The 16499-nt window shown below is 61.7% G+C and carries 14 protein-coding genes; 8 read left to right on the top strand and 6 right to left on the bottom strand.

Going from position 1 to position 16499, the window contains the following annotated elements:
• Nucleotides 1–66: 66 nt before the first annotated feature.
• A complete protein-coding gene (locus AB5Y85_RS19110; protein WP_005357452.1) occupies nt 67–702 on the bottom strand; it encodes a nicotinamidase in 636 nt (211 codons plus the stop codon).
• Nucleotides 703–776: 74 nt separating this feature from the next.
• Between AB5Y85_RS19110 and AB5Y85_RS19105 the strand changes: the two genes are divergently transcribed.
• Both AB5Y85_RS19105 and AB5Y85_RS19100 read left to right on the top strand, forming a co-directional pair.
• Nucleotides 777–1427, top strand: coding sequence for a DNA mismatch repair protein MutT (locus AB5Y85_RS19105; protein WP_005339607.1), 651 nt, complete (start codon nt 777–779; stop codon nt 1425–1427).
• Nucleotides 1424–1930, top strand: coding sequence for a DUF523 domain-containing protein (locus tag AB5Y85_RS19100; RefSeq protein ID WP_123174001.1), 507 nt, complete (start codon nt 1424–1426; stop codon nt 1928–1930). The genes AB5Y85_RS19105 and AB5Y85_RS19100 overlap by 4 nt, the downstream gene beginning before the upstream one ends.
• Here AB5Y85_RS19100 and AB5Y85_RS19095 read toward each other — a convergent pair.
• From AB5Y85_RS19095 to AB5Y85_RS19085, 3 genes are all read right to left on the bottom strand, one after another.
• Nucleotides 1855–2820: an acyltransferase gene (locus tag AB5Y85_RS19095; RefSeq protein WP_236353781.1), complete on the bottom strand. Its 966-nt coding sequence runs from the start codon at nt 2818–2820 to the stop codon at nt 1855–1857. The genes AB5Y85_RS19100 and AB5Y85_RS19095 overlap by 76 nt on opposite strands.
• Nucleotides 2821–2826: 6 nt before the next feature.
• Nucleotides 2827–3726, bottom strand: coding sequence for an acyltransferase (locus AB5Y85_RS19090; protein WP_236353788.1), 900 nt, complete (start codon nt 3724–3726; stop codon nt 2827–2829).
• A 128-nt stretch (nt 3727–3854) separates the two neighbouring features.
• Nucleotides 3855–5369 carry a YifB family Mg chelatase-like AAA ATPase gene (locus AB5Y85_RS19085; protein ID WP_257686840.1) on the bottom strand — a complete coding sequence of 505 codons (1515 nt, stop codon included), beginning with the start codon at nt 5367–5369 and terminating at the stop codon, nt 3855–3857.
• 384 nt (nt 5370–5753) lie between these two features.
• On the opposite strand from AB5Y85_RS19085, the gene ilvG reads away from it, so the two are divergent.
• The 6 genes from ilvG (at nt 5754) to ompA (ending at nt 13558) form a co-directional block, all read left to right on the top strand.
• The gene (gene ilvG / locus AB5Y85_RS19080; protein ID WP_257686839.1) at nt 5754–7400 is read left to right on the top strand and encodes an acetolactate synthase 2 catalytic subunit; all 1647 of its coding nucleotides are present in this window, start codon (nt 5754–5756) and stop codon (nt 7398–7400) included.
• On the top strand, nt 7397–7675 hold the full coding sequence (gene ilvM, locus AB5Y85_RS19075; RefSeq protein ID WP_005342011.1) for an acetolactate synthase 2 small subunit: 279 nt from the start codon (nt 7397–7399) through the stop codon (nt 7673–7675). Before ilvG ends, ilvM begins: the two co-directional genes overlap by 4 nt.
• 12 nt (nt 7676–7687) lie before the next feature.
• Nucleotides 7688–8632 (top strand): branched-chain amino acid transaminase, encoded by a 945-nt coding sequence (locus AB5Y85_RS19070; RefSeq protein ID WP_069527020.1) that lies wholly within the window; start codon nt 7688–7690, stop codon nt 8630–8632.
• A 143-nt stretch (nt 8633–8775) separates the two neighbouring features.
• Nucleotides 8776–10617, top strand: coding sequence for a dihydroxy-acid dehydratase (gene ilvD / locus AB5Y85_RS19065; RefSeq protein WP_257686838.1), 1842 nt, complete (start codon nt 8776–8778; stop codon nt 10615–10617).
• Between the two features lie 3 nt (nt 10618–10620).
• Entirely contained in the window at nt 10621–12141 is a 1521-nt protein-coding gene (gene ilvA, locus AB5Y85_RS19060; protein WP_257686837.1) for a threonine ammonia-lyase, biosynthetic, read from the top strand.
• Nucleotides 12142–12418: 277 nt separating this feature from the next.
• The gene (gene ompA, locus AB5Y85_RS19055) at nt 12419–13558 is read left to right on the top strand and encodes a porin OmpA (RefSeq protein WP_257686836.1); all 1140 of its coding nucleotides are present in this window, start codon (nt 12419–12421) and stop codon (nt 13556–13558) included.
• 79 nt (nt 13559–13637) lie between these two features.
• Here the strand turns inward: ompA and AB5Y85_RS19050 are convergent, their stop codons facing one another.
• Together AB5Y85_RS19050 and AB5Y85_RS19045 are read right to left on the bottom strand one after the other, a co-directional pair.
• Complete coding sequence (locus AB5Y85_RS19050) at nt 13638–14747, bottom strand: YeeE/YedE family protein (RefSeq protein ID WP_257686835.1); 1110 nt, start codon at nt 14745–14747, stop codon at nt 13638–13640.
• A 122-nt stretch (nt 14748–14869) separates the two neighbouring features.
• A complete protein-coding gene (locus AB5Y85_RS19045) occupies nt 14870–16489 on the bottom strand; it encodes a methyl-accepting chemotaxis protein (protein ID WP_257686834.1) in 1620 nt (539 codons plus the stop codon).
• Between the last annotated feature and the right edge of the window lie 10 nt (nt 16490–16499).

Genomic DNA, 16499 nt, shown 5'->3' with positions numbered 1-16499 from the left:
CTCCCCTGCCGCATATGTAACGTGCAGGCGTCGGTGTCGAGCAGGCTGGTAAGAATCGGTGGCATATCAGGCGTCCAGCAGGCGTTGTACATCGATCAGGGTCTGGGCCAGTTCGGCGCCAGCCTCAATCATCTGGGTGTGGGCGCTGGCAACCGTCGCGGGGGCGATGCCACGGCAGGCATCGAGATGGACGATCACCCGGAAACCGGCGCGGCGCAGTTGCAGCACGCTGGTTTTGACACAGTAGTCGGTGGCGAGACCGCCGACCAGTACGGTATCGACCTTGCGGGCTTGCAGAAATTCGATGAGTCCGGTGCTGCGCCGTTCAGCCAGGTCGTGGAAGCAGGTGCCGTAGGGATGCAGATCAGGCTCGACCCCCTTCCAGACGAAGAAGTCATAGTCGATGGGAGCGGGCAGGCCGTCGAGCAGCTCGAAGCCTTTGCTGCCCGGTACGCAGTGCACCGGCCAGGTGAGGTCGGCGTTGGGCAGATCCAGCGGCAGCAGCATGCCGGCGGGGTCAGAAACGGCCCAGTCGGCATTGGCGGGGTGAGAGTCCTTGCTGCCGATCCGCAGCGTGGCGAGGGTGGCCTGAGCGTTGAGCGCAGCCACAATATCATCACCGCCCGCAACGGGCAGTTCGTTCGGGCAGAGGGGGGTAAAGCCCTTCTGCGCATCAATATCCAGGCTGGCGACGGTTCCCATGATTGGCTCCTGCACATACTATTCGTGTGATATTATCTACCAAACATTAATGGAAGGCGAGCAGGGCGATCGGCATGCTGAGAATGAGTCTGGATATGGTGGTGCTGCGGTTGCATGAGGAGCGGCTCGAGCTGCTGCTCGAGACCCGCGATCGCCCCCCCTTTGCCCACTGCTGGCAACTGCCTGCGCTGCGCATCGACGAGACCCGGGATCGGGATCTGGATGCCGCCCAGCGCCGTCTGCTGGCGGAGTGGGGGCTCGGTCACTGCTACAGCGAGCAGGTCTGCACCCTCGGCAATCTGGAGCGGGATCCCCGCGGCTGGTCCACGACCCTGGTCTATCTCTGCCTAGTGGATCCGGAAGTGGAGGCGATCCACGGCTGCTGGCATCCGCTCGCCAACCTGCCGGGGCTGAGCCTCGCCTTCGACCATGTCCAGCTTATCGCCAAGGGGCTGGAGCGGCTGCGGATCAAGAGCCGCTACAGCACCCTGCCGCTGCAACTGCTGGGGCCCGAGTTCACCCTATCCGAGGTGCAGCGCGCCTTCGAAATCATCCTGCAAACACCCATGAATACGGCGGCATTTCGCAAGCGGATCCATCGCGCCGACATTCTGGTGGATACCGGTCGCAAGCGTACCGGCAAACAGCGCCCCGCCATTCTCTATCGGCTGGAGAGTCCCTGCTGCGTGATGTTCGATCAGGTGATGCATGGAGCGGAAGCATGAGTGAGACCGGCGTGCACAAGGTGCTGGTGAGTGCCTGCTTGCTGGGTCAGCCGGTGCGTTACGACGGTCAGAGCAAGGGGATCGTCAGCGACTGGCTGAGTGCGCTGGGTGCTGAGGGGCGGGTGCTGGCCTTCTGCCCCGAAGTGGCGGGCGGTTTGCCGACCCCGCGCCCTCCTGCCGAGCGGCAGGGCGAGCGCGTAGTGACGGCGAGCGGACTGGATGTGACTGCCGAGTTTGATTGCGGCGCCGAGCTGGCACTGGAAATCTGTCAGACGCAGGGCATTCGCTTCGCCCTGCTGAAAGAGGGGAGCCCCTCATGTGGCAGCGGCCGTATCTATAACGGCCGCTTTGAAGGGGTTTCTGTGGCGGGCGAGGGCAAGACTACCACCCTGCTACGCCGCCACGGTATTGCCGTTTTTTCCGAAGATCAGTTGGTCGAGTTGGCCTCGGCACTCTCTTTGGATTCCTCCCCGGATTTGGCGGCAACCGGCAGCGGCGCCTGACCGCTCTGCCACCCCTCCAGCACCTCGTCCTTCTCCTGCCAGCGCTGGTTTAGCCACTCCTGAAAACCGCGCTTGAACTGCTTGTCGTTGAAGTAATCTCCTATCAGCTGCTCATTCACCGGCAGCTCCTCAATCCGCACCTGAATGCGTTTTACCCGTCCCATCAGGAAGTCCTTGAACGGGGTCTCGGCGTTGTCCGGATAGCGGATGGTGACGTTGATCAGGCTGTCGAACTGTTCGCCCATGGCCGCCAGTGTAAAGGCCAGCCCCGCCGCCTTGGGCGGCATCAGATGACGGTAGCGGGAGCGTGCTGCGTCCCGTTTCTGCTCGGTGAAGCGGGTCCCTTCCACGAAGTTGATGACGGTAGTGGGGATATGGCGAAACTTCTCGCAGGCGTTGCGGGTGGTCTCGATATCCTTGCCGCGCAGGTGCGGGTTCTTCAGCAAAAACTCCCGTGAGTAGCGGCGCATAAAGGGCATATCGAGCCCCCAGCAGGCGAGCCCCAGCAGCGGGATGTAGATGAGCTCGTGCTTCATGAAGAACTTGGGCACCGGCAGCCTATCGCGGAACAGGTGGCCGAGCACCACGATATCGGTCCAGCTCATATGGTTGCTGATGATGAGATACCAGCCATCCTTGCGCAGCCTGGTGCTGTCCTCCACCTGCCAGTCGATGCGGGTGGTGAGGCGGATCACCAGCGCATTGCAGGCCAGCCACAGGCGCATGAAGCGGTTGTTGAGGCGGCTGCAGGCGCGGCTAAAGACCGGGATCGGCAGCAGCAGTTTGGCCAGCGACACCAGCAGGATCAGGCTGGCGCACAAGGCGGTGAAAAGGATGGTCAGGCCGGCGCTGATGATCAGCACCAGCGGGCCGGGAAGCAGGGATAGCATGAATGTTTACTGCGCCTTGGTTGCCAGCAGTTGGCTCAGGGTCTGGTCCTTTTCGTGCCAGATCCCGTTCAACCACTGTTGAAACTCTTGTTGGAACTCGGGGTCATTGAAGTAATCCCCCACCAGCTTGCGGTCGATCGGCAAATAGCGGACCTGAACCTTGATTTGCCCGACCCGGCCACACATGAAGTCCCAGTAGCTGGGGATGCCGTCCGGATAGGCGATGGTGACATCCACCAGTTGATGCAACTGATCACCCATAGCGGCCAGAGTAAAGGCGATGCCCCCCGCTTTCGGGAGCAGCAGATGACGATAGGGCGAGCCCTGCTTCTGATGCTTGCTGCCGGTGAAGCGGGTGCCTTCGACGAAGTTCATCACACTCACCGGAATGTGGCGGAACCTGGCGCAGGCCTTACGGGTCGTTTCAATGTCTTTTCCCTTCAGATGGGGATGTTTTTCCAGAAATTTTCTGGAATATCGCCGCATGAAGGGGAAGTCGAGCGCCCACCATGCCAGACCGAGAAAAGGTACCCAAATCAGCTCTTTCTTGAGGAAAAACTTCAGGAAGGGGATTTTTTGGTTAAAAACCCGCTGCAGTACCAGTATGTCGACCCAGGATTGATGGTTGGCAATCACCATATACCACTCATTCCGGCGCCCTTTGTCCACTCCGACCACCTCGAAAGGGGTTTTGATGATGGTTTTCTGGATCAGATTGTTGAAACCGATCCAGCAGCTGGCACAGCCATCCAGCAGCCAGTTGCAGAGGGTGCGCCACCCCTTGAGGGGGAGCAGGAGCTTGAGCAGACCCAGCGAGAAGATGGGGACAAACCAGAAGAGGGTGTTGAAAAAATAGAGCAGGGTGGAGAGGCTGCCGCGCAGTCGCTCTGTCAGCTTTTTGGGCATGAGTCGGGTCCGTCTTGCTGTCGATAAAGGGCCATCAAGTGGTCAGATCTGTGGCCATAATATCAGCCGATTGCCCGTGAGACCATTCAGAGCCGTTACGGGGGTTGGACTCACCCTTTTCCCTCCTGTCAGCTGCTGCGCAGTCGCGACAGCAGCCGGTCCATGGCGCGATAACCGAGCGCCTCGATAAGATGCTCCTTGCCGATGGCGGATTGCCCCGCCAGATCGGCGATGGTGCGTGACACCCGCAAAATGCGGTGCCAGGCCCGGATACTGAGCCCCAGCTTCTGGATGGCATTCTCCAAAAATTCGGCATCTTGCGGTGATAGTCGGCAAATATCCTCTATCTCGCGGCTATCAAGCAGGTTGTTGAGCTTGCCGTTGCGGCTCAGCATCCGCTCCCGTGCCGCCAGCACCCGATCACGGATCTGCTGGCTCGACTCCCCCCGCTCCGCCTTGCCGGTCAGGCTCCCCTTGGGCAGCAGCGGCACCTCCACCGTCAGGTCGAAGCGGTCGAGAAAGGGGCCGGAGAGCTTGCCGAGGTAGCGCAAGATCTGATCCGGGCTGGAGCGGGTCTGGCCGTCACCATAGTGGCCGCAGGGGCTGGGGTTCATGGCGCCCACCAGCTGGAAGCGAGCGGGGAAATCCACCTGACGGGCGGCCCGGCTGATGGTGATGTGGCCCGTCTCCAGCGGCTCGCGCAGGGAGTCGAGCACCTTGCGCTCGAACTCGGGCAGCTCGTCGAGAAACAGCACCCCGTTGTGGGCCAGCGAAATTTCGCCGGGCCGCGGGTGGCTGCCACCGCCCACCAGCGCCACCGCCGAGGCACTGTGGTGGGGCGTGCGATAGGGTCTGTGGTGCCAGTGACCGGCGCGCGGGGTGAGGCCGCCGATGGAGTGGATGGCGGCGGTCTGCTGCGCCTCCTGCTCGCTCAGCGGTGGCAGAATGCCGGGCAGACGGCTGGCCAGCATGCTCTTGCCGGTGCCGGGCGGGCCGATGAACAGCAGGTTGTGGCTGCCGGCGGCGGCGATCTCCAGCGCCCGCTTGGCCTGTGACTGGCCGATCACATCCTGCAGATCCGGTACATCGGGCAGGCTCTCCGCGCTTTGTTGAGCCGGCAGTGGCAGCTCGTACTGGCCGGCCAGCCAGGCGGTGACGGCCAGCAGTTGGTGGGCGGTACGCACCTCGGCATCCTGAATGAGAGAAGCTTCCGGGCCGTTCTCCCGCGGTACCAGCAGGGTGCGCCCCGCATCGCGGCAGGCGAGCACGGCGGGCAGTACGCCGAGCACGGGACGAATTTCGCCGGTCAGGGCCAACTCCCCCAAAAATTCATGATCGAGCAGGTATTTTGCCGGTATTTGCTTGGAAGCTGCGAGAATACCGATAGCGATGGCCAGATCGAAGCGGCCCCCCTCCTTGGGTAGATCGGCGGGGGCCAGATTGACAGTGATGTGTTTGCTCGGGAACTCGAAATTGCCGTTGAGCAGGGCGCTGCGCACCCGATCCCGCGACTCTTTCACCGAGGTTTCCGGCAGGCCGACCATGTTGAAGGCGGGCAGGCCGTTGGAGAGGTGAACTTCCACTGTAACTTGCGGGGCCGCGATCCCGAGGCTGGCACGGCTATAAACCACAGCTAATGACATAAATCCCGTCCTTGAGTTGATATATGTTCTGACTAACTGCTTGTTGTTGGTTTTTTATTCCATAGTTCCGGCTGAGGAATAGCCAAAATCAGTGGGTTGTCACAGAAAAAAGGCTTGCCCAATAAAAATCACCGTGCTAGTTCTAATAGCCATTCGCGGTAAAAACCGCCCCAATTTCACAGGATTTCCGGTTGTAACTATGAACATGGCCTCCCGTTTCGTCAGCATTATTGTGGTCCTAGTGGTGATTATTATCTCACCGCTCGGGGCTCGTTTAGCTGCACGGAACAAGGGATAGACCCACCACCGGACAGAACGAAACAAGCGACCCCCGAGCCTCACAGCTCGGGGGTTTTTTTTCGACCAAAGGACAGGATTTTCCACATGAACGGCGCGCAGTTTTTGGTACAGGCTCTCAAAAAACAGGGTGTGACCCAGGTGTTTGGTTACCCGGGCGGGGCCATCATGCCGGTCTACGATGCCCTGTATGACGGTGGTCTGGCCCATCAGCTCTGCCGCCATGAGCAGGGCGCCGCCATGGCGGCGGTCGGTTATGCCCGCGCCTCTGGTCAGGTGGGGGTCTGCATCGCCACCTCCGGCCCCGGCGCTACCAATCTGGTGACCGGTCTGGCGGAGGCGCTGCTTGACTCGGTGCCGCTGGTGGCCATCTGCGGACAGGTGCCTTGTTCCGCCATCGGTACCGATGCATTTCAGGAGGTCGACGTGCTCGGCATGTCCCTCTCCTGCACCAAACACTCCTTTATGGTGACTGATGCCGCCGATCTGGGGCGGGTGTTGGCAGAAGCTTTCGCCATCGCCACCGAAGGGCGCCCCGGACCTGTGCTGATCGATCTCCCCAAGGATGTGCAACTGGCCGCCGTGCCGCCCCTGAGCCCGCTGTTTGCGGTGGAAGAGCCGGAGGTGCTCAATCCCTCGGAGCTGACCGCAGCCCGCACTCTGCTCGCTGCCGCCGAGCGTCCGGTGCTCTACGTCGGTGGCGGAGTGGGCATGGCCAATGCCGAGCAGCAGTTGCGCGACTTTGCTGCCGCAACTGGCATGCCTGCGGTCACCACCCTCAAGGGGATTGGAGCGCTCGACCCCGATAGTTCCGTTTATCTGGGCATGCTCGGCATGCACGGCACCAAGGCCGCCAACTACGCGGTGCAGCAGTGCGATCTGCTGCTGGTGGTGGGCGCCCGTTTCGATGATCGGGTGACCGGCAAGCTGGAGGAGTTTGCTCCCGAGGCCAAGGTGATCCATCTCGATGTGGATGCCGCCGAGTTTGGCAAGCGCCGCGCCGCCGAGGTGGGTATCACCACGGATCTCAAACAGGTGTTGCCGCGCCTCGCCATGACTCTCGACATCGCCCAATGGCGTGAACACTGCGCCGCCATGGCCCGCGAATATGCATTTCGCTACGACCACCCGGGTCAGGCCATCTACGCTCCAGCCCTGCTCAAGCAGCTCTCTGCCCGGCTGCCGGAGAGCAGCGTGGTGGCCTGCGACGTGGGTCAGCACCAGATGTGGGTGGCCCAGCACATGCGCTTCACCAGCCCGCGCAACCACCTCTCCAGCGCCGGTCTTGGCACCATGGGTTTCGGTCTGCCCGCCGCCATCGGCGCCAAGATGTCGCGCCCGGAGGATGAAGTGGTGCTGGTGAGCGGTGACGGCTCTTTCATGATGAACGTGCAGGAGCTCGGCACCATCCGCCGGGCCCAGCTCAAGGTGAAGATGGTGCTGCTGGATAATCAGCGCCTCGGCATGGTACGCCAGTGGCAGGAGCTGTTTTTCGATGGCCGCTACAGCGAGACCATCCTCTCCGACAACCCCGATTTCGTCGCCCTGGCTGCTGCTTTCGGCATTCCGGGCGAGACCATCACATGCAAGGAGCAGATAGCCGGAGCCCTCGATCGCCTGCTGGCAAGCGAGAGTGCCTACCTGCTGCATGTGGCTATTTCAGAGGAAGAAAACGTCTGGCCCCTGGTTCCGCCGGGAGTCGCCAACCACCAGATGATGGAGCAACGCCCATGAACCCGCACACCCTTGCCCAGCCAGCATTTGCACAACACACCCTGCATATCCACGCCCAGCCCAGACCCGAAGTGATGGAGCGGGTGCTGCGGGTGGTGCGTCACCGCGGTTTCAATCTCTGCGCCCTTAATATGGAGCAGGATTGCCAACAGCTGCGGATCACGGTTACTGTCGAGTCGGTGCGTCCCATCCAGCAGTTGTGGAGCCAGCTGGTGAAGCTGGTGGACGTCTCCCGGGTCGATGCACTGGAACAGCAACCCCGGATCAGAGCTTAAGGAGCCAAGCCAATGTCACAGCCTTCCCAATCAGCCTCTCAACCAAAGTACATCTGGTTCAACGGCACACTGGTGCCCTGGCAAGATGCTCAGGTGCACGTGATGAGCCACGCCCTGCACTACGGCTCCTCGGTGTTTGAGGGTGTGCGCGCCTACGATACCCCCAAAGGAACCTGTATCTTCCGTCTGCAGGAGCACACCCGCCGCCTGTTCGACTCCGCCAAGATTTACTGGATGGACGTCCCCTACAGCGAGTCCGAAGTGAATGAAGCCTGCCGCACCGTGGTGCGCGAGAACGGCCTGAAGAGCGGCTACCTGCGCCCGCTGGCCTTTGTCGGCAACGTGGGGCTGGGGCTGCATCCGCCGCTGGATGCCAAGGCTGATCTGATGGTGGCAGCCCTGCCTTGGGGCGCTTATCTGGGGGAAGAGGGGCTGAAAAACGGGGTGGATGTCTGTGTCACCTCATGGAACCGGCTCGCTCCCAACACCATCCCCACCGGCGCCAAGGCGGGTGGCAACTATTTGTCATCCCAGCTGATCAGCCGCGAGGCCAAGCGCAACGGCTTTGCCGAGGGGCTGGCGCTGGATGTGAACGGCTACCTGAGCGAAGGGGCGGGGGAGAACCTGTTCCTGGTGAAGAATGGCGTGCTGTTTACCCCGCCTGCTACTGCTGCCATCCTGCCCGGCATCACCCGCGACACCATCATGACGCTGGCCCGTGATCTGGGTTACGAGGTGCGTGAGCAGGCGCTGCCCCGCGAGGCGCTCTATGTCGCAGATGAAATCTTTATGACCGGCACCGCCGCCGAGGTGACCCCGGTGCGCTCCGTCGATCGGATGAAGGTGGGCGCTGGCAGCCGTGGCCCGGTGACCGAGCAGCTGCAAAACGCCTTCTTCGGCCTCTTCAACGGCCAGACCGAGGACAAGTGGGGCTGGCTGACGCCCGTCAACGACTGATGAGAGAGGGGAGGCTCCATGCCTCCCCGAGTCGCTTCCGGTGAGAACTTCCCAGAGGAGCCTTCACCAGGATCGATTCCGATCCACTCGTATCATCACCGCATAACGCATCGAGCCCATATGGGCATTCAGGGAGTAGAGACATGCCGAAGTTGAGATCCGCCACCACCACCCACGGACGTAACATGGCCGGGGCCCGCGCCCTGTGGCGTGCCACCGGAATGACCGATCAGGATTTCGGCAAGCCCATCATCGCCGTGGTCAACTCCTTCACCCAGTTCGTACCGGGCCACGTCCACCTCAAGGATCTGGGCCAGCTGGTGGCGCGCGAGATTGAAGCCGCCGGCGGCGTCGCCAAAGAGTTCAACACCATCGCCGTGGATGACGGCATCGCCATGGGCCACGGCGGCATGCTCTACTCCCTGCCGTCGCGCGAGCTGATTGCCGATTCGGTGGAGTACATGGTCAACGCCCACTGCGCCGACGCCATGGTCTGCATCTCCAACTGCGACAAGATCACCCCGGGGATGCTGATGGCGGCCCTGCGCATCAATATCCCGGTGATCTTCGTCTCCGGCGGCCCGATGGAAGCGGGCAAGACCAAGCTCTCTGACCAGATCATCAAGTTGGATCTGGTGGACGCCATGATCCAGGGGGCCGACCCCAAGGTATCGGACGCCCAGAGCGAACAGGTGGAGCGCAGCGCCTGCCCCACCTGCGGCTCCTGCTCCGGCATGTTTACCGCCAACTCCATGAACTGCCTGACCGAGGCGCTGGGCCTCTCCCAGCCGGGTAACGGCTCCATGCTGGCGACTCACGCCGATCGCGAGCAGCTGTTCAAGCTGGCGGGTCAGCGCATCGTGACCCTGGCCAAACGCTGGTATGAGCAGGATGACGAGACCGCCCTGCCGCGCAATATCGCCACCAAGGCGGCGTTCGAGAACGCCATGGCGCTCGATATCGCCATGGGCGGCTCCACCAATACCGTGCTGCACCTGCTGGCGGCGGCGCAGGAGGCGGGCGTTGACTTCACCATGGCCGATATCGACCGCATGTCGCGCAAGGTGCCGCAACTGTGCAAGGTGGCACCCTCCACCCAGAAGTACCATATGGAAGATGTACACCGCGCCGGCGGGGTGGTCGCCATTCTGGGCCAGCTGGAAAAAGCGGGTCTGGTGCATGGGGATACCCGTACCGTGCTGGGTTGCTCCCTCGTCGAACAGCTCGATGAATATGATGTCAGCCGCCAGCCGAGTCAGGAGGTGGTGGACTTCTACCGCGCTGGCCCGGCCGGGATCCGCACCACCAAGGCGTTCAGTCAGGATTGCCGCTGGCCGGAGCTGGATCTGGACCGCGCCGAAGGCTGCATCCGCTCGCTGGACAACGCCTACAGCCAGGAGGGCGGCCTCGCCGTGCTCTCCGGTAACCTCGCGGTCAATGGCGCCATCGTCAAGACCGCAGGAGTGGATGAGGAGAACCTCACCTTCCGTGGCCCAGCCCGGGTGTTCGAGAGTCAGGAGAGCGCGGTGAGCGGCATCCTCGACGGCACCGTGAAAGCGGGCGAGGTAGTGGTGATCCGCTACGAAGGGCCGAAAGGGGGCCCAGGCATGCAGGAGATGCTCTACCCCACCACCTATCTGAAATCCATGGGATTGGGCAAGGCGTGCGCCCTGATCACCGATGGTCGCTTCTCCGGCGGTACCTCGGGCCTCTCTATCGGCCACGTCTCGCCGGAAGCAGCCTCTGGCGGCACCATAGGTTTGGTGGAGGATGGCGACATCATCAGCATCAATATCCCGGCCCGCAGCATGGTGCTGGAGGTGGCCGACAGCGTGCTGGCCGCCCGCCGTATCGCCGTAGAGGCTCGGGGCTGGAAGCCGCTCGATCGTCAGCGTCAGGTCTCCTTTGCCCTGCGCGCCTACGCCATGTTCGCCACCAGCGCCGATAAAGGCGCGGTGCGCGATCGCTCAATGCTGGGGGAATAAATCATGGTCTCTGCGGCGGATTATCTACGCAAGGTGTTGCTCTCCCCCGTCTACGAGGCGGCGCGGGTCACCCCCTTGCAAACCCTGAAGAAACTCTCCGAGCGGCTCGGCAACCACGTCAGCCTGAAGCGGGAGGACCTGCAACCGGTCCACTCCTTCAAGCTGCGCGGTGCCTACCACAAGATTGCCACCCTGACCGAGGAGCAGAAGTCGCGCGGCGTTATCGCCGCCTCTGCTGGCAACCACGCGCAGGGGGTCGCCCTGTCGGCCGCCAAGCTCGGCATCAAGGCGATCATCGTGATGCCCAAGACCACGCCGGATATCAAGATCGATGCGGTACGCCGGCAGGGCGGCAACGTCATGCTGTTCGGCAACAGCTTCGACGAGGCCTATGGCGAGAGTCGCCGCCTCTCCGAGTTGGAGGGTTACACCCTGATCCCTCCATTCGACGATGTCGAGGTGATCGCCGGGCAGGGCACCATCGGCAAGGAGTTGCTGGAGCAGGACATTCACCTCACCCACGTGTTCGTGCCGGTGGGCGGCGGTGGGTTGGCCGCCGGGGTGGCGGTCTATATCAAGCAACTGCTGCCGGATGTGAAGGTGATCGGGGTGGAGGCGGAGGGTTCCGCCTGTCTCAAGGCTGCCATGGCGGCTGGCGAGCCGGTCAATCTGGAGCGAGTCTCGCTGTTTGCGGACGGGGTGGCGGTCAAGCGCATCGGCGAGGAGACCTTCCGCCTCTGCAACCAGTATCTGGACGAGGTGGTGACCGTCTCCAACGACCAGATCTGCGCCGCGCTGAAAGACATCTTCGACGACTGCCGCGCCATTGCCGAGCCGTCGGGGGCCCTGTCGCTGGCGGGCCTCAAGGCCTACAGCGAGCGGGAACTGGTCAAAGGGGGGCGGATGGCAGCCATTCTCTCCGGTGCCAACGTCAACTTCCACAGCCTGCGCTACGTGTCGGAGCGCTGCGAGATTGGCGAGAAGCGCGAGGGCATGCTGGCGGTGACCATACCCGAGCGCAAGGGGGCCTTCCTCGACTTCTGCCGTCAGCTCGGGCCGCGCATGGTGACCGAGTTCAACTATCGCTACGCCGATGCCGAGCTGGCCTCGCTGTTCGTCTCGGTGCGCCTCACCGGCGGTGACGAGGAGCTGGGTCAGATCATCGATCAGCTCGGCGGGAACGGCTATCCGGTGGTCAACATGACCGAGAGCGAGCTGGCCAAGAATCACGTGCGCTACATGATTGGTGGCCGCCCGGCCCGGCCCCTCGGTGAACGGCTCTACAGCTTCAAGTTCCCGGAGCAGCCGGGTGCCCTGATGCGCTTCCTCGAGACCTTGGGCTGTCGCTGGAACATCAGCCTGTTCCACTACCGCAACCACGGTGCCGACTACGGCCGGGTGCTCTGCGCCTTCGAGCTGCCGGACGAGGACGTAGCCGCCTTCCACGACTACCTGCGCGAGATTGGCTACGGCTGGAAAGAGGTGAGCGACGACCCCGCCTACCGGCTGTTTCTGGCTAGTTGAGCAAGGGGGGCGTTATGCCTCCCTTTTCTATTGCTGCGTGTGGATAGGTCCACTCCGTACGACGCAACGTCATGGTTTAACTGGCAAAACAGTGTGAATAGGTACACAGGTGATTTTTACGCCGGATATTGCTGGCAAGCTCACACTCCTGATGGCTTGGTCATTTGAGGCTGCGTTCGGATGGGATACCCTGAATAGTGGAGAGGCCGCCTGACGGCTTCACACAGGGAAAGTGCGCACTCAGGCGCCCATAACGACTTATTGCAGAGGCGAAAATATGAATAAATCCATGCTTGCCGTATTGGTCAGTGGTTTGCTGGCGGCCGGAGCCGTACAGGCCGCCGCTCAGGACAATACCTGGTATGTCGGTGGCAAGGCCGGTTGGTCCAATTACTATGGCGTTGATTACAACCAACAAGTTAAGGATGTAGTCGATTTTGTATCACCCAGTGATAAACAAAGTGATCTCGGTTTGGGTGGTTTTGTCGGCTATCAGCTTAATCAAAACTTGGGTTTTGAGTTGGGTTATGACTGGTTTGGTAAGTATCAGCTTGATAAAACTGCGTCCTTGGGAACCCTGTCTGCCGGGTTGCACGGTGAAGCTAAAGCACAAATGATACAGGCCACCATGAAGATTAGTTTCCCTGCTACATCTGTATTGGATGTCTATGGTCGCTTGGGCGGCGCGTATGCCTGGACTGAGAGCTCTTATTCCGGTTGGTATAAAGATTCCGCTACCCCAGCCAACGATGTGTCATTTGACAATAATGGACACAAATACCATGGCGCTGCGTTTGTTGGTGCACTTGGTGTTGAATATGCCATCGACAAAGACTGGGCTGCTCGCCTTGAATACCAATACACCACCCCGTTGGGCAGTACATCTGAAGATCGTTCCGGTATAGAGATGGATAACGGTCTGCTCTCTGTTGGCATGCTCTATCGCTTCGGTCAGCAAGGTGGCGAGGTCGCTGCACCGGCAGCCGAACCGGCAGCCGAACCGGCACCTGTAGCCGTGGTTGAGCCCAAGACCTTCAGTCTGAGTTCCGATGTGCTGTTCGAGTTCAACAAGGCGACCCTGAAGCCGGCTGCCAATCAGGCGCTCGATGCCCTGTTCAGCCAGATTGTGGCGGCCAATCCGAAAGATGGCGTCGCAACTGTCATCGGTTATACCGACCGGATCGGTTCCGACAACTACAACCTGGCCCTCTCCGAGAAGCGGGCCCAGAGTGTGGCCAGCTATCTGGTATCCAAAGGCTTGTATGCCGACAAGGTACAAGTCGAGGGACGTGGCAAGGCCAATCCGGTCACTGGCAGCAGCTGTGCCAGCCGCTCCAAGCAGGAGCTGATCGCCTGTCTGGCACCGGATCGCCGGGTGGAAATCCATCTGGAAGGGGTCTCCCAGCCTGTCCAATAAGCAGAGTAACGGGATCGATAAATGTAAAAACGGGAGGCTTAGCCTCCCGTTTCTTATGGGGTGTTTACGATGTTGAGCCTCAGAGCCCGAACAGCGGGCGCAGGCGAATGCCGATGAGGCTGCCAGCGAGGGCCATCAGCATCCAGACCCAGCCATGCAGGCTGCCAGAGGCGGTGCCATCGAAGAAGCCGCCGAGGTTGCAGGCAGCGTACATGGCGCCCATTCCCATCAGCAGGCCGCCGAGGATGGAGGCCAGACTGTTGCCGATCCGCATCGGGGCGAAGGTGCCGCCACCGCTCAAACAGCGCGCCAGCATGGCCCCCAGAATACCGAGCCAGAACATGCCGACCATGGGGTTGATAAAGAGCGGCTGGGCCAGCTTGGGGTTCCCCTCGAACAGGCCAAACAGGGAGGCACCGCGCAGCGCCATGTCATAGACGGCGCCGGTGATGGTCCAGGCCGAGCCGTGCAGAGCGACCACGGACGAGTTGAGCAGGGCGATGATGATGCCGCCGGTCAGCACGGTGAAGCGGCCATCGCGCCAGAACAGGTTGCCGCCGCTGAAGAGGGGCTTGAGCTCGCCGGTGCGCTTGAGTTCGCTGTTGCGAAACAGCAGGAACAGCGCGGCGACCAGCGCCAGATTGAGCAGCATGCCGCTCCAGATATTGCCGGTCAGATCCCGGGCCAATACCACATGGCTGGAGAAGGTAGCCTCCAGTTCGGGGCGGAACTGGTTGCTGATAAGGGTGCCGATGCCGTAGCAGATCAGCACCAGCCAGAAGCGGGGTTGTCCCTCGCCGCAGCAGTAAAGGGTGCCGGTGGCGCAGACGCCAGCCAGCTGCATGCCGATGCCGAACAGGAAGGCACCGACGATGAAAGGAATGCCGATAGCCATCACGTTACCCACCATGGCATCGCCAAAGAGGGCGTGGCTAAAGGAGAGGAAGGTGGTGAACAGCAGAATTTCGATGGCGATGGTGAGCAGGTGAACCCGCACGTAGTAGCTGTTGCGTTTGGTCAGCATTTCGCGCCAACCGAATACGATGCCGAAGCGACTGAAGGAGAGGGTGAAGCCGAAGCCGAATCCGATCAGGGCCATCAGAGCCCATTTCATACCAAAAGTATTGCCAAGCCAGAGTAACGCTCCCCCCGCGATTGCCACGATGGGGAGCGACCATTTTCGAGTCATGTCAGTTGATCCTTGAAGTTGGTTTTTAGAGGGGCGGATCCTATTCCCTCATGGAGTCTAATGCTACCCATTTAACCAGTGCAGAGAAAAAGGGGAGCGCTGACTCCCGTCAGCGCCGGGGATCAATGGCGGGTGGTGTCGAGATGGAAGTGGTGAGTCTGCCTGGTCAGGATGCGGGCGTGCTGGGCGACCATGGTCGCCTCTTCGGCGGCCTGACTGGCGCTCTGGTTGGCCTCGGCAGCCAACCGCGACATCTCGCCGACCTGATGGTGGATCCCTTGTACCAACAGGCTCTCATCGCTCATCAACTGATCGACCTGAGCGATGCGCTGGTTGATCTCCTCGCAGCTCTGCGCGATCCGGGCGACGCTCTGGCGCGCTGTCATCGTGTGAGTGACCGCCTGTTCGACCCGGGCCAGCTCGGTATCCATCTCGCTGGCGGCGCGCAGGCTGACATCCTGGATCTTGCCGATGATGGTGTTGATCTCGGTGGTGGCGCTGCCGGTGCGGGTCGCCAGCGAGCGTACTTCATCCGCCACCACGGCAAAACCGCGTCCCTGTTCACCTGCCCGCGCCGCTTCAATGGCGGCGTTCAGCGCCAGTAGATTGGTCTGCTCCGCTATATCGTGAATGGCGCCCGCCAGCCCGGCAATCTGCTGCGAGAGGCCAGCCAGATCCGAAATGGTATGGGAGACCTGCTTCACGCCCGTGACTTGCTCCCCGATCACCTGTTCCACGGTGTGGATGGCGAGTGTCGCCTCTTGTGCCCGCTCTGCTGACTGCAGGGTTTGCTCCCCCACCTGATGCAGCTGGCTACCCGCCTGTTCAATGGAGTGGGTGAGCTGTTCGATGGCCTGTTCGATATGGTGGGCCGCCCCGACCTGTGCCTGACTGTCATCGGTGTGCCGTTGTGCCATGGCGGTCAGGCTGGTGGCGCGATCATCCAGCGTACTGGCGCTGCGCTGCAGTGACTCCACCAGGGTTGCCAGCTGGTCACGCATGGCCCCGATCTGGCGGATCAGCTCGCCGATGGCGTCGAGGCCCGGCTCCGGCATGGGGCGGTTCAACTCCCCTTCGGCGATGGCGGCGGTGGCTTTGCCTGCGGCCAGCAGCCGCTGTTGGGTGGGGCGTCCCAGCCAGAAGATGAGTCCGGCCCCCAGCAGTGCGGCGCACAACAGCAGGGCGTAACAGAGTCGGGTGGTGTTGGCGAGATGGGCCATCTGTTCGGCGGCATACTCGTTGCCGCGGATGACGGTGGCGTCCACCCCTAGCCGGTGGGCGTTATAGAGGGTGTGCAGGCGTGCCGCAATCGCGCCCGCCTGCGCCAGATCCCCCGCCTTGATGGCGGGGACAAACTTGTCGTTGAGCAACTGCCAGAACAGCTCTCCCTGCATTTTTTGCTCCCCCAGCAGCAGCTCCCTGAGGGGCTCGTTCAGGCTGCTCTCTTGCCAGAAGCGGTTACGGCTCTCGAACTCTTGCTGCAGTCGGACGAGGGTTTGCAGCAGGGCCTCCCGCTCCTCCGGTTTGGCATGGAGCAGGGTGTAGACCTGCAACTGGGATTCGATGAGGTAGAGGGGCGGCGGCAGAATATCGGCTACCACATCCTTCCCCTGTCCCATCTGATCGGCTGCGCTCCGGACCGAATAAAGCCCGAAAAAGCTGATGGAGATCAGCGTGATAATGACCATGATCCCCAGAACCTGACCAAAAAGCAGGGATCTGTCGTGAATGTGCTTGAGCATGTTGTCTCCA

It is taken from the genome of Aeromonas sp. R3-1, from assembly GCF_040908345.1.
Lineage (GTDB): Bacteria > Pseudomonadota > Gammaproteobacteria > Enterobacterales > Aeromonadaceae > Aeromonas > Aeromonas veronii.
This window is presented reverse-complemented; position numbering and strand designations above follow the sequence as displayed.

What these genes read in the sequence shown, in the direction of transcription:
- AB5Y85_RS19110 (WP_005357452.1), bottom strand. Translation starts at nt 702, where the DNA reads ATGGGAACCGTCGCCAGCCTGGATATTGATGCGCAGAAGGGCTTTACC.
- AB5Y85_RS19105 (WP_005339607.1), top strand. Translation starts at nt 777, where the DNA reads ATGCTGAGAATGAGTCTGGATATGGTGGTGCTGCGGTTGCATGAGGAG.
- AB5Y85_RS19100 (WP_123174001.1), top strand. Translation starts at nt 1,424, where the DNA reads ATGAGTGAGACCGGCGTGCACAAGGTGCTGGTGAGTGCCTGCTTGCTG.
- AB5Y85_RS19095 (WP_236353781.1), bottom strand. Translation starts at nt 2,820, where the DNA reads ATGCTATCCCTGCTTCCCGGCCCGCTGGTGCTGATCATCAGCGCCGGC.
- AB5Y85_RS19090 (WP_236353788.1), bottom strand. Translation starts at nt 3,726, where the DNA reads ATGCCCAAAAAGCTGACAGAGCGACTGCGCGGCAGCCTCTCCACCCTG.
- AB5Y85_RS19085 (WP_257686840.1), bottom strand. Translation starts at nt 5,369, where the DNA reads ATGTCATTAGCTGTGGTTTATAGCCGTGCCAGCCTCGGGATCGCGGCC.
- ilvG (WP_257686839.1), top strand. Translation starts at nt 5,754, where the DNA reads ATGAACGGCGCGCAGTTTTTGGTACAGGCTCTCAAAAAACAGGGTGTG.
- ilvM (WP_005342011.1), top strand. Translation starts at nt 7,397, where the DNA reads ATGAACCCGCACACCCTTGCCCAGCCAGCATTTGCACAACACACCCTG.
- AB5Y85_RS19070 (WP_069527020.1), top strand. Translation starts at nt 7,688, where the DNA reads ATGTCACAGCCTTCCCAATCAGCCTCTCAACCAAAGTACATCTGGTTC.
- ilvD (WP_257686838.1), top strand. Translation starts at nt 8,776, where the DNA reads ATGCCGAAGTTGAGATCCGCCACCACCACCCACGGACGTAACATGGCC.
- ilvA (WP_257686837.1), top strand. Translation starts at nt 10,621, where the DNA reads ATGGTCTCTGCGGCGGATTATCTACGCAAGGTGTTGCTCTCCCCCGTC.
- ompA (WP_257686836.1), top strand. Translation starts at nt 12,419, where the DNA reads ATGAATAAATCCATGCTTGCCGTATTGGTCAGTGGTTTGCTGGCGGCC.
- AB5Y85_RS19050 (WP_257686835.1), bottom strand. Translation starts at nt 14,747, where the DNA reads ATGACTCGAAAATGGTCGCTCCCCATCGTGGCAATCGCGGGGGGAGCG.
- AB5Y85_RS19045 (WP_257686834.1), bottom strand. Translation starts at nt 16,489, where the DNA reads ATGCTCAAGCACATTCACGACAGATCCCTGCTTTTTGGTCAGGTTCTG.